11 protein-coding genes are annotated in these 11850 nt (G+C 67.0%); all 11 read right to left on the minus strand.

Annotated features, from left to right (window positions below; genetic code table 11):
* Nucleotides 1-154: 154 nt before the first annotated feature.
* The 11 genes from G6022_RS03375 to G6022_RS03425 all read right to left on the minus strand — a co-directional run bounded on the left by G6022_RS03375 (nucleotide 155) and on the right by G6022_RS03425 (nucleotide 11651).
* On the minus strand, nucleotides 155-838 hold the full coding sequence (locus G6022_RS03375; RefSeq protein WP_182609594.1) for a hypothetical protein: 684 nt from the start codon (nucleotides 836-838) through the stop codon (nucleotides 155-157).
* A 19-nt stretch (nucleotides 839-857) separates the two neighbouring features.
* Complete coding sequence (locus tag G6022_RS03380) at nucleotides 858-1520, minus strand: hypothetical protein (RefSeq protein WP_187701019.1); 663 nt, start codon at nucleotides 1518-1520, stop codon at nucleotides 858-860.
* 53 nt (nucleotides 1521-1573) lie between these two features.
* A complete protein-coding gene (locus tag G6022_RS03385) occupies nucleotides 1574-2818 on the minus strand; it encodes an MCE family protein (protein ID WP_182639493.1) in 1245 nt (414 codons plus the stop codon).
* Nucleotides 2815-4071, minus strand: coding sequence for an MCE family protein (locus G6022_RS03390; protein WP_063971834.1), 1257 nt, complete (start codon nucleotides 4069-4071; stop codon nucleotides 2815-2817). The genes G6022_RS03385 and G6022_RS03390 overlap by 4 nt, the downstream gene beginning before the upstream one ends.
* A complete protein-coding gene (locus G6022_RS03395; RefSeq protein WP_069389563.1) occupies nucleotides 4068-5297 on the minus strand; it encodes an MCE family protein in 1230 nt (409 codons plus the stop codon). Before G6022_RS03395 ends, G6022_RS03390 begins: the two co-directional genes overlap by 4 nt.
* Nucleotides 5297-6319, minus strand: coding sequence for an MCE family protein (locus tag G6022_RS03400; protein ID WP_119192183.1), 1023 nt, complete (start codon nucleotides 6317-6319; stop codon nucleotides 5297-5299). Before G6022_RS03400 ends, G6022_RS03395 begins: the two co-directional genes overlap by 1 nt.
* The gene (locus G6022_RS03405; protein ID WP_063971831.1) at nucleotides 6316-7407 is read right to left on the minus strand and encodes an MCE family protein; all 1092 of its coding nucleotides are present in this window, start codon (nucleotides 7405-7407) and stop codon (nucleotides 6316-6318) included. Before G6022_RS03405 ends, G6022_RS03400 begins: the two co-directional genes overlap by 4 nt.
* On the minus strand, nucleotides 7404-8840 hold the full coding sequence (locus G6022_RS03410) for an MCE family protein (RefSeq protein WP_159149058.1): 1437 nt from the start codon (nucleotides 8838-8840) through the stop codon (nucleotides 7404-7406). Before G6022_RS03410 ends, G6022_RS03405 begins: the two co-directional genes overlap by 4 nt.
* Nucleotides 8837-9694 carry an ABC transporter permease gene (locus G6022_RS03415; RefSeq protein ID WP_007631815.1) on the minus strand — a complete coding sequence of 286 codons (858 nt, stop codon included), beginning with the start codon at nucleotides 9692-9694 and terminating at the stop codon, nucleotides 8837-8839. Before G6022_RS03415 ends, G6022_RS03410 begins: the two co-directional genes overlap by 4 nt.
* Entirely contained in the window at nucleotides 9694-10482 is a 789-nt protein-coding gene (locus G6022_RS03420) for an ABC transporter permease (protein WP_067716806.1), read from the minus strand. Before G6022_RS03420 ends, G6022_RS03415 begins: the two co-directional genes overlap by 1 nt.
* Nucleotides 10483-10550: 68 nt before the next feature.
* Nucleotides 10551-11651, minus strand: a complete 1101-nt coding sequence (locus G6022_RS03425; RefSeq protein ID WP_132063034.1) for an ABC transporter ATP-binding protein — start codon at nucleotides 11649-11651, stop codon at nucleotides 10551-10553.
* Between the last annotated feature and the right edge of the window lie 199 nt (nucleotides 11652-11850).

Consider the following 11850-nt stretch of genomic DNA (forward strand, 5'->3'; position numbering starts at 1 on the left):
CCTCATCGGCTCCCAGTCGGGACGTCGCACCCGGACCGTGTCGCACTCAACCTCTACGGCACTCGCCCCATGCCCCTAAAGGGTGACGGGTGAAAGCACTTTCGTCAAGGATCTGGCACGGTCGGTTGCCGGATCGGTTCCCGACCAGTCCTCGTCAGGAGGGCAGATCCGGGATCCTCGACAGTTTCCACACGCCGTCGATCCTGTCCAGACCGACGAGATAGGTGCCGCTGGTACTTCCCGCAGCCGCGCCGTCCCTGGTCATCGACACATCCTGGACCAGCAACACCTCGGCCTTGTCGCCCTGCAGGTAGGCGAGACCGGCCTCGCGGACCTCTGCGTCGACGCTCGTCGCGGACTGCTCGTAGCTGTCACGCAACGCGGGCCAGTTCTCGTCCAACTCGTTGACGAGCTTCGGGGTGAGGAATTCCCCCAGGGAATCGTGATACTCGTCGAGGGTCTCGTGATCGATCGCCACGAGCCGCTGGACGTTGGTCGTCGCTGCCGAGAGGACCTCCTCGGTGGCCTCCCGGTCAACGAACGCCCTGTTGTCCACGTCGACCCCGGGTTCCGTCGCCAGGAACGCCCCGATGGCCCCGGCGGCCAGCCCCGTCGCGATGGCGGAGTACGCGATCGTGCGACCACCGGGCCGACGGCCGGCACGCCGTTCCCCGCGACCCGCCCCGGTTCCGTCGCCGCCCACCTCGTCGTCTCGTGCGTCCCACGACGTGGGGTCCGTGGCGGTCCCGCCCTCGGGTCGGGTCTGTCCGGCGTGTCCGGCCAGCCGCCTACGGGGCGCCGGATTGACCGACTTCTGGGTTCTCTTGATCGGTGGCATCAGCGACTGTCGTCCTTCGTCATCGTCCGGCGGAGGTGGTCGGCGCGGGGGTCGACTCCTCCTCTGTGGCCGGGTCGTCCTGTTCCTCCGGCGCGTCGAGTTCCTGCACGGACCGGCTGGACTCGCCCACCGGGACCGTCACGCCCACCTGGTTGACCGCGTCGGCCTTCCAGGTGCCGTCCTCTCGCGTCAGGTCCACGCGCATCGCCTGACGGCCGGTGATGTCATCCTGGCCCTCCCGCTCGGAGTGGGCGGTGAACACCACCAGGACGGCGGCGTCGCCGGCCTCGAGGTCCAGGGTCTCGACAGCGGTGTGCGAGACCGTGGCCGTGGTGACCGCCTTCTGCTCCACGACGCGCGTCCGCACATCGTCGGCCCACTGCTCCTGCTCGGTGAGGAACTCGCCGGTCGAGGCCTCTGCCAGCTGCTCCAGCGAATCGTCGACGTTCCGGTGGTCGAAGCTGAACGCGTTGATGATCACCTGGGCGGCGACGTCGGCGGCCGCCTCGCGCTCGGACGCCACCTCCTGTGCCGACCGCGCCTGGGCGTAACGCACCCCGAACACCCCCAACGTCGCCAGCCCCGCCACGAGGATGATCGCCGCGAGGACCACCAGCCATCTCGGCACGGTCCCCGTCCCCGCGGGGCGGCGCGCGCCCCCCTCCGTTCCCTGCGAACTCATGGCGGCGACGCTACCGGACCCGCCGTCCGCCGAGTCGCCGCCCGGCCGCGCGGTCACCGGGGAATCAGCCCCTGCAGGACCGCGAGCTGCGTGGCCGCCACGGACAGGTTGGCCTTGTCGGGGTCGATCTTGGGCTTGGTGTCCCACGGCTGCGGCATGTCCGGGTGCGCGTACTCCACCCGGTCGGCACCGCGGACCGCGGTGGGGCTGCCGAAGGGCACGGTGCACTGCGCGTCGTAGTTGGGCGGGAAGTTCTGTTCCTGCCAGTCGAAGGACGGGTCCTGCGCCTTCATCTGGTCGATGATCTCCCACGTACCTTCGTACCCCTGCGTACACGCTGGTGGGTTGTTCGTCTCGAGGGACAGACCGAAGTGGATGGTCCCGTCCCCAGGAGCGACGGACATCCCGCCGGCGGCCAGTGCCGGCAACAGCTGCAGGAGCACCTTGAACGACGGCGCCAGTGGATCTATTGTCTTCATCGTCGCCGACAGGTTCCGCACGGCTCCAGAGAGCGGGGCGCCGGAGTTCTCCACCAGATAGCGGGTCTCGTCGGCGAACTCCGGTCCCGTGGTGATCAGCCGTTCCAGGTCGGAGTCCGAGTCACGCAACGCCTCGGTGACCGTCCTGAGATCGCGGGAGAAACTGACGATCTCGCCGGACTGGTCGGCCTGCGTCTCCAGGACGGTCGCCCCGTCGCGGATCAGCGTCTGCAACTGCGGCATGGTGCGGATACCGGACTCGGAAATCCGGATGAGGGAGTCCGAGAGTCGCTCCAGTTGGGGTCCCCGGCCCTGGAACGCCTTGCCGAGTTCATCGACGGTCACCTCGAGATCGTCCAAGGGGACCGATCGGGAAAGGTCGTCGACGGAGGCCAACAGGTTCTCGACGGGTACCGGCAACGCCTCACGTCCGGCGGAGACCACGTCCCCGTCCTCGAGATACGGCGCCGAGCTGCTGTTGGGTCGCAAGTCCACGTACTGCTCTCCGATGGCGGAGCGGTTGGCGACCACGGCCTCGGTGTCCGCCGGGACGTCGGGGGCGCTCGAGTCGAGGTCGAGCTCGACTCGCACACCGTCGTCGGTGAGCGAGAGCTCGCCCACCCGTCCGATCGCCGTGCCGCGGTAGTTGACGGCCGCGTTGGTGAACACCCCGCCGGTCTCGGGTAGGTCCAGATAGACCTGGTACTGGCCGATCCCGAACAGCGAAGGTAAGCGAACGTAGTTGGCACCTACATAGGTGATCCCGACCGCGGCGATCACACAGAAGGCGATGAGCTGGGTGCGGAGTGTCTTGCTCATCGGTTTCCTGGCTCTCCTGGTTCGGGCAGGTAGTTCTCGGAGAACTCCGAGACTCCTGGTGCGGGCTTGGGCACCACCGCCCGGTCCATGACCGGCGGGACCGGCAGGAGCGGCAGCACGATGGTCGTCCGCCGGTCCGGGCCGTTGTCGCCGACCCACGGGTTCTGCGGGTCCACGACGTAGGGCCCGCTCGTGGTGTTCGGACGGCGAACCACCGGTTCGCCCTGATTCGCCCCCAGATTCCGGAGCGTCTCAGAGATCGTCGCGTCCACGGAGAGAAAGATGTTGGCCGCGCCGCCGACGGTCGCCGGGATAGACGAGTCCGGGAACGGGAAGGTGGGGACGAAACCGATCAGTTCGATGAGCTCCGGAGTCGACTCGCCGAGGGACTGCAGCACAGGGCGCAGCGCCCGCAGGTCGGCGATGAGGTCCTCCCTGCTGGTGAGCAGGACTTCCGAGCCGACCTGGCCCAGTGTGTCGACCCGGCGCAGCATCTCCACGAACTGCGAGCGCTGCTCCTCGAGCACCGCCACCCCGGCGGGCAGCTCGTCGAGCGCCGCCTCGATCTGCTGGCGCTGATCGTTGGCACGCGACGTCATGAGGTTCACGCCCTCGAGGGCTTCGGTGATGCTGTCGCGCTGCCGGTTCAGGCCCCCGATGAGCTCCTCCGCCGATCGCAGGGTCCGGGTGAGATCCTCCTCGCGGCCGTCGGTGGCCTTGCGCAGTTCGGCCACGATCGGTTGCAGTTGGTCCACGCCGCCGCCGTTGAGCAACAGCGACAGCGCGCCGAGAACCTGCTCGATGTCGGTAGCCGTGCGGGTGTCCGAACTGGCGATGACGTCACCGCCGGACAGCTCTCCGGTGGGCGGCTCGTCCTCCGGCGGGCTGAGCTGCACGAACTTCTCGCCAAGGAGATTGGTCTGCTGGATCGAGGCCTCGACGTTGGCGGGGAGCTCCATGTCGCCGCGGAGGACGATGTCCACCTCTGCGGTCCACCCGTCCTCCGCCAGCGAGATACCGGACACGCGACCGGCGTCAAGACCATTGACCTTGACCGACGACTGCAGGACCAGGTCCAACACATCGTCGAAGCGGACGGCCACGTGCATGGGGTCCTCACCCAGGTCCGCGCCACCCGGCAGAGTGTAGTCCTCCAGATTCAACGAGCACCCCGCCGCGACGGCGGCCACGAGCGCGCTGGCACCGACCGCGCGGACGGCGCGACCGAGGATGGGCGTGGTCGGCCGGATCATCCCCGTCCCCCTTCCGAGGCGGGCGTCATCGGCCACCCGCGATTGCCCTGGACCGTCCCGGGAACCGGGACAGACTGATTCATCTCGCCAGCGAGGATGCCCAACGGCAGATCCGGGTTCGACGCTTGTAGATCGGCGTTGCGCTGCGGCGCGAGAGCCTCGCAGGCCTCGATATCGGCGCGCCGGAGGTTGTCGAGTTCGGCCAGCATCTGGTCCCCGGGGTTCAGGCGGCCAAGTGTCATGAGCTGGCACAGGACGCCGGCCGGGTCCTGCAACTCCGGGATGCCGAGACGTAAGGACAACAGCCCGGCCTCGGGGTCGTAGGCGCCGAGGAGGTTGGACAGAGCCAACGGAGCAGTCTTGAGGATCTCCTCGATGTCGCCCCTCTGGTCCGCGGTGATCTGACTGAGTCTCACCAAACGGTCCGCATTGCTGCGGATCACGTCCTGGTTGTCCCGCACGACACGCGCGACGTCCGCGAGGGCGTAGCTCAGTTCGGCGAGGGCGCCCTGGAGGTCCTCGCGCTGACCAGCGACAGTCTGGTTGAAGGTCGACATCTGGGAGTTGAACTGCCTCACCTGGGCATCGTTCTGCGCGAGCATCGTGACGAACGACTGCAGATTGACCACGGTCTCGCTGATGTCCTGACTCGAATCCGCCAGCGTCGTCGCGGCCTGCGACAACTCGTCGATCGACCGCCCGAGTGCGGCACCGTTGCCTCCGAGCGTGTCCGCGGACGCGGTGACGAACCGGTCGAGAGCGCCGTCCTTGTTGGCACCCTCCGGGCCGAGAGCATCGGTCAGTTCCTCCACCGAGGCGTAGAGCTTGTCCACCTCGACCGGTGTCGCGGTCCGCTCGAGGGGGATGTGCGCGCCCGATTCCATCTTGGGGCCGCCTGAGTAGGCGGGCAGTAGTTGGACGTTACGGTCAGGGACGACCGAGGGCGTCACCTGGACCGCCTTGGCGTCCGCCGGGACGTCCACGCCCCGGCGGACGTGGAACTCGACCTCGACGGTCTCCCCCATCGGGGTCACCTTGTCGACGGAACCCACCGTGACCCCCAGGATCCGGACATCGGAGCCCTCCGATATTCCGACGGCTGTCGGGAAGGTGGCGGTGATGCTGGTGCGTCCGAACCCCGTGACGGCGAGGAAAATCACAGTCACGGCGGCCACGACGACGACGAGCAGCAGCCCGACGAACGAGTACGGCATCTTCTTGTGCATCAGTTGATCCCACTCTGTCTGGCCGGCGCGCGGGCGCCGGGATAGAAGGGCGGCTCAGGAATACCCGGCGGGACGAGGTTGGTGACCACGGTGTCGAACCATCTGCCCGAGCCCAGAATGTTGGAGTACAGCCGATAGAAGGGCCCGAGGTTGTGGATGGATGCCCTCAGCTCTTCCTCGTGGTCGGTCAACACCGCCAGGGCGGAGTCGAGACTATCCAGGGTCGGCTTGAACTCGGCCTCGTTCTCCGCGACGAACCGGCGGAGTTCGATCGACAGTCCGCGCGTGGAGGCCAACACCAGCTTGAGACTCTCGGCGCGGTCGTTGAGTTCGCCCAACAACTGTCCGGTGCCGATGATCAGGCGCCGGAAGTCGTCATTACGGTCCGCCACGATCTGGGAGCTCGTACGCGTGGCCTCGAGTAGGTTCCGCAATTCGGCGTCCCGGCTGGACACGGTCTGCGACAGACGCGCCATGCCGTCGACCGCGCCCCGGAACTCCTCGGGCGACGCCTGCATCGCATCGGTGAGTGTGTCCAGGCTCGCTGCCAATTTGGCGTCATCGATCTCGTCGAGCGTCTCCGCTGCGGAGGAGAAAGCTGTGACCACGTCGTACGGGGCCACCGTCCGCTCAAGCGGGATCGGCTCCGACGTGTCGAGTTCCCCGGTTCCCGCCGGCGTGAGCGCGAGGTACTTCTGGCCGAGCACGGTCTTGAGCTGGATGCTCGCCCGGGTGTCGTCACCCAGCCAGGCGTCCTTGACCCGGAAGCCCACGGCCACCTTGTCGCCGTCGAGCGCCACGTCGGTCACGACGCCAACCTTGACGCCGGCCACGCGGACCTCGCTACCGTCCGCTAGCCCGGCGGCCTCGGAAAAGTAGGCTGTGTATTTGGGTCCCGCCCCGACGATCGGTAGCGCGTCGAGTCTGAACGACACGGCGGTCAGGGCGAGGATCACCAGGACCCCGATCGCTCCGATGGTGGCGTTGCTGAACCTCGGCTCGTTCGCACTGCGCTTGCTCATGGGATTCCCCCTGCGTGGCACCGGGGCGCGACGTTCGTGTACACCGGCTGATTGATCGTGGGACCGCCGCTCGGAAGAAGGTTGGGCACGTTGGTGCCTGGGCCGTGCACCACGTCGAGTCCACAGAGATAGAACTGGAGCCAGGACCCGAACGAACCCATCCTGATGAGGTTGTCGGTCTTGCGCGGCAGGTTGATGAGAACCTCGCTGAGCGTGTCGCGGTTCGTCGTGATCTGGTCGGTGACCACCTTGAGGTGGTCGAGCGAATCCGTCACGGCGGGCCGCGTGGCGGTGACGATGTTCTCCGCCGACGAGGTCAGATCCGCCATCGAGTCGAGCGAACTGCCGATAGCGTCGCGCTCGTCGGCGAGTCCCTCGACGAGTTGCCTGGTGGTCACCACGAGCTGCTGGAACTGCACGTCCCGCTCGTTGATGGTCTCGAGGACCCGGGTGAGGTTGTCGATGACTTCGCCGATCACCTGATCCCGATCGGCCAGGTGGTTGGTCAGCTCACCAGTCTGGCGGACCAGGCTCGTCACGGTGCCGCCCTCCCCTTGCAGTACCCGCACCAGCGAGTCGGCGAGCGCGTTGACGTCCTCCGGCTGCAGGGTCGTGAAGAGCGGGCGGAAACCGTTGAACAGCGCCGTGAGATCGACCGCGGGCGAGGTCTTCTCGATTCCGATCGTGCTCCCTTCCTCCAGGGCCGATTGGACGGGTCCGGGCTCCCGGGAGATGTTCAGGTACCGCTGGCCGATCATGTTCCGGAACCGCAGTGCCAGGTGCACGTTGGCCGGCAGCGTGCGGTCGCCGGCCAGGGTGAAGTCCACCTTAGCCAGGTCGCGTTCGTGGATCTCCATCCCGGTGATGTTGCCCACCACGACGCCGGCTATCCGGACGTCGTCGCCCTCCTCCAGCATGGTCACGTCGGAGAAGATCGCAGAGTACTCCGTACCTTCCGCCCGGGTGCCGCCCCTGATGGTCACGGCGAGGACCGAACTGAGCAGCACTGTGACCACGATGAAGACCACCAGTTTGACGAATGACCCCAGCAGGCCGCCACGGAATAGGGCCTTCAGTTTGGCGTTCATCGGAAACCGACCTCCGTTCCGCGAAGCGCCGGGGCGCCGATCTGGCCGATCCAGGCAGGGATCTCCTGCGCGCCGCGCGAGGACGCGACCCCCAGGACGGTTCGGACGGTGTCGGTCTCCAGCGGCGAGCCGGCGTAGGCCATAGCCACCACGTCGGTGTCCTGACCCGCGGTCACGGTTGACGGAAACGGCATATTGGGCTGCTCGGGCACCGCCCGCCCGGGAGCCGGGGGAACCGAGCCACGGTTACGGAGTGCCGGAACCGGCCCGTCCCGGAGAAGCGGATTGGGCAGAGTCGGGATGAACGCGGGCCCCGGATTGCGGGTGGGGATCTGGTAGCTCCCGTCGGCGATCGCCCCGCCGGGGGCCCCACCGAAGTAGAACGGCTCCTGCGCCGGGTCGTAACAGCGGGGACCGCGGGTGTCGAAGAACCGCGGCTCGTCCTGGTTGGGCACGTAACGCCCTCTGGGATTGACGAGCTCGAGCGTCACCCGGATGGCGGGGTGCTCGGTGCCCACGCCCAGGATGGCATCGGACCGGTCCAGAAGTGTCATGAAATTCCCCACCGAGCACGGCAGTGCTGGCGAATACTCAGCCAGGTACTCCAGGGAGGTGCGCGAGTCCACCGCCAGGGAGATGAGGTCGTTGCGGTTAGCGGCGAGGAAACCGGTGAGGACCTCGGACGATTCGCTGATCCGCCGCAGTCCGTCGGCGATGTCGGGGCGGCGCTGGACCACCGTGTCGCCGGTGGTGCGCAGAGCGTCCAGAGCGTTGATGAGATCAGGCAGCGCCTCGGAATAGGTCTGGGAGAATGTCGCCAGATCCTCCAGCCCGGATTCCAGAGCGGGCAACTCCTGGTTGATGCCGTCGAACACCTGTCCGATCTCGACCAGGCTGGCGCCGATCTCGTCCCCACGGCCTGACAACGCCTGGTTGATCGCGCCGAGCGTGCCCGCCAGTTTCTCCGGCGGGACCGCCTCGAGAACGGGGAGTAGCCCGTCCAGGACGCGCCCCAACTCGATCGCGTTGCCGCGGGTGTCCTGCTCGATGGTCGCTCCCGGTTCGAGCGTCCCCACGGGCTGATCGGGGAACCCCAGGTCGACGAACCGCTCACCGAACAACGTCTTGGGGAGCAGGCGGCCACTGACGTTGGCCGGCAGTTGTTCGATGAGCGCCGGGTCGAACTCCATGTTGACCTGCACGCGGTCCCCGTCGGGTTCGACACCGGAGACGCGGCCCACGAGGACACCGCGCGCCTTGACGTCGGCGTCGTTCGGCAGCGCGAACGCCATGTCGTCGGTGTACAGGGTGACGCCGTCCGAGTCGGTGAAGGCGCGGTTGTAGATCGCGATGGTGGTCCCGACGAACGCCAGGACGATAATGATGAAAAGGGCGGCCAGCAACCGCTTGGAGAGTACGGAGAGCTCGTTCATCCCGCCACCCGCACCGTCGTGGTCGTGCCCCAAAGTGCCAGTCCGACGAAGAAGTTCAGGATCGCCACCACGACGATCGTGGTGCGGACAGCGCGCCCCACCGCCACGCCGACGCCGGCCGGGCCCCCGGACGCGGTGTAGCCGTAGTAGCAGTGGATCATCACCAGCACGAAGGCGAAGATGATCACCTTGATGAAGGAGTAGATCACGTCTTCCGGAGGCAGGAACAGATGGAAGTAGTGGTCGAACGACCCTGTGGACTGTCCTTGAATCATGGTGTTGACTCCCCGCGTGGCGAGGTATGACGAGAGCAGACCCACGACGTAGAGCGGAATGACGGCGATGAACCCGGCGATGACCCGAGTGGTGACGAGGTACGGCACGCTCGGAATCGCCATGACCTCCAAGGCGTCGATCTCCTCGGAGATCCGCATGGCACCGAGCTGGGCGGTGAAACCGCAGCCGACGGTTGCGGACAGGGCGAGTGACGCCACGACGGGCGCGACCTCACGGGTGTTGACGTAGGCGGACAGGAAGCCGGTGAGGACCGAGCTGCCGATCTGGTCGAGGGCTGCGTACCCCTGCAGGCCGACGACGACCCCGGTGAACCCGCTCATCATGACGATGACGCCGATGGTTCCACCGAGCACCGCCAGGGTGCCGACGCCGAAGGTCACTTCCGCGATCAGACGCAACACCTCGTGCCGGTAGTGGACGATCGTCTGGGGAATCCAGCGGATAGCCCTCAGGTGGAAGGCGAGCTGGTCACCCAGGGAGTCGAACGAGTTGACCGGGCCACGGACGAGGGCCCTCAGCCGGGCCCGCGTGGGTCCGACATCGGTATGGATCGCCATTACGACCCCTTCGGGGGAACGATCTGCAGGTACATCGCCGTGAGGATGAGGTTGGCGAAGAACAGCAGGAGGAATGTGAGGACCACGCCCAGGTTGACGGCGTCGCCGACCCCCTTGGGTCCGCCCTTGGGGTTCATCCCGCAGTACGAGGCGACCACGCCGGCGATGAGTCCGAAGATCAGGGCCTTGATCGAGGACATGATGAAGTCGGGCAGCTGGGCGAGGGCACCGAACGACATCAGGTAGGCGCCCGGTGTGCCGCCCTGCAGCATGATGTTGAACACGTAACCGCCGGAGATCCCGACGATGGAGACGAGTCCGTTCAGGAGCACCGCGACGAGCATCATGCCGAGCACCCGGGGGACGACGAGCCTCTGGATGGGGTCGATCCCCAGGACGCGCATCGCGTCGAGCTCCTCGCGGATGGTCCGGGCACCGAGGTCGGCGGCCACCGCCGAACCGGCGGCGCCCGCGATCAGCAGTGAGGTCACCAGCGGCGCACCCTGTTGGACGACGGCGAGGACGCCGGTGGCCCCCGTGTAGGCCTCGGCGCCGAGCTGCTGGACGAGCGACCCGGTCTGCATCGCCACGACGGCCCCGAACGGGATCGCCACCAGTGCCGACGGGAGGATCGTCACCGAGGCGATGAACCAGGACTGCTCTATGAACTCACGGAACTGGAACGGTCGCCTGAAGACCCCTCGTAGCACGTCGAGGAACAGTCGGAATACCTCGCCGGCCCCGCCCACCGCGGTCCGGAAGCCTCCTCCGACATCAGCCGGTGACATACCGGCCCGTCCTTCTGGATGCTGGGTCGTACTCTCCGCCATCAAATCCCCCCGGTTCGGTCGACGCGTCAATTCTCGTCGGACCCGTAGTGCTCGTCCACTCCGGACGAGTTGGAGCCCGCGTCCGACTGCGACGAGGTGGCCCCTGCAGGCGCCGACGCGGCGACCTTACCGTTGCCGTGACCGCGAGAGGCCCATTCCTCGCGGATGGCCTGCTGCGCACCCTCCGGCAGCGTGTCGAGCATCTCTGCCACACGCTTCTCACGGCGGATCTCACCCCGGCGCTCGGGGCCGCCCGGGGTGGGCTGCATCTGTGGCGGGACACCCGTGACCTCGTCGGCTCCCGGGGACCCGTCGTTGTGGCCGGCGTCCGCCTGTGCCTGCTCCTCGCGCATCTGCGCGTCGTCCTTCTCCTCGGACATCCCGATCGGTCCCAGCTTGGAACCGCGCAGGAACTGGCGGACCGAGGGCTCCTCGCTCGTGAGCAGCACCTCGCGGGGACCGAACATCACGAGCTTCTTGCGGTAGAGCATGCCCAGGTTGTCCGGGACGGTCCGGGCGAGGTTGATGTTGTGCGTCACGATGAGGATGGTGGCGTCGATCTGCGCGTTGATGTCGATGAGCGACTGCGCCAGGTACGTGGTGCGCACCGGATCGAGCCCCGAGTCCGGCTCGTCCACCAGGATGATCTCCGGGTCCAGGACCAGCGCACGGGCCAGGCCGGCGCGTTTGCGCATCCCTCCGGAGATCTCGGCGGGGAGCTTGCCCTCGGCCCCTGTGAGGCCGGTGAGCTCGAGCTTCTCCATGACGATGCTACGGATCTCGGACTCGGACTTGCGGGTGTGCTCACGCAACGGGAACGCCACGTTGTCGTAGAGGTCCATGGAGCCGAACAGCGCCCCGTCCTGGAACAGGACGCCGAAGAGCTTGCGGATCTCGTAGAGCTCCTTGACGGTGCACTGGAGGATGTCCGTGCCGTCGATGATGATCTTGCCGCGCTCTGGACGGAGCAGGCCGATCAACGACTTGAGGAAAACCGACTTTCCTGTGCCCGACGGACCCAGGAGCGCGCTGACCTCTCCCACGGGAAGGGTGAACGAGACGTCCTCCCAGATCGCCTGCGTTCCGAAGGACTTGGTCAGACCTTCGACGGATACCTCTGCGCCCACGACACCACTCCTCACTGCAGCCATCATCTGTGGCCACGGTCACTATAAACTACCGCTCCGGAGGCATGCTTTGTTACATCCCGTGGAAAAGTGTTTCGTTTTCGCGGCCAGAGGGCAGGCGGGCGTGAGGAAACGGGCGAGTGGAACGCAAATAGGACAGGGACGGCCCGGCGATATCGCCGGGCCGTCCCTGGTGAAG

Source organism: Dietzia sp. Cai40 (assembly GCF_014145165.1).
Taxonomy (GTDB): Bacteria; Actinomycetota; Actinomycetes; order Mycobacteriales; family Mycobacteriaceae; genus Dietzia; species Dietzia natronolimnaea.

Excerpts from the sequence above, each read along its gene's own strand:
- G6022_RS03375 (WP_182609594.1), bottom strand. The coding sequence starts at position 838 with ATGCCACCGATCAAGAGAACCCAGAAGTCGGTCAATCCGGCGCCCCGT.
- G6022_RS03380 (WP_187701019.1), bottom strand. The coding sequence starts at position 1,520 with ATGAGTTCGCAGGGAACGGAGGGGGGCGCGCGCCGCCCCGCGGGGACG.
- G6022_RS03385 (WP_182639493.1), bottom strand. The coding sequence starts at position 2,818 with ATGAGCAAGACACTCCGCACCCAGCTCATCGCCTTCTGTGTGATCGCC.
- G6022_RS03390 (WP_063971834.1), bottom strand. The coding sequence starts at position 4,071 with ATGATCCGGCCGACCACGCCCATCCTCGGTCGCGCCGTCCGCGCGGTC.
- G6022_RS03395 (WP_069389563.1), bottom strand. The coding sequence starts at position 5,297 with ATGCACAAGAAGATGCCGTACTCGTTCGTCGGGCTGCTGCTCGTCGTC.
- G6022_RS03400 (WP_119192183.1), bottom strand. The coding sequence starts at position 6,319 with ATGAGCAAGCGCAGTGCGAACGAGCCGAGGTTCAGCAACGCCACCATC.
- G6022_RS03405 (WP_063971831.1), bottom strand. The coding sequence starts at position 7,407 with ATGAACGCCAAACTGAAGGCCCTATTCCGTGGCGGCCTGCTGGGGTCA.
- G6022_RS03410 (WP_159149058.1), bottom strand. The coding sequence starts at position 8,840 with ATGAACGAGCTCTCCGTACTCTCCAAGCGGTTGCTGGCCGCCCTTTTC.
- G6022_RS03415 (WP_007631815.1), bottom strand. The coding sequence starts at position 9,694 with ATGGCGATCCATACCGATGTCGGACCCACGCGGGCCCGGCTGAGGGCC.
- G6022_RS03420 (WP_067716806.1), bottom strand. The coding sequence starts at position 10,482 with ATGTCACCGGCTGATGTCGGAGGAGGCTTCCGGACCGCGGTGGGCGGG.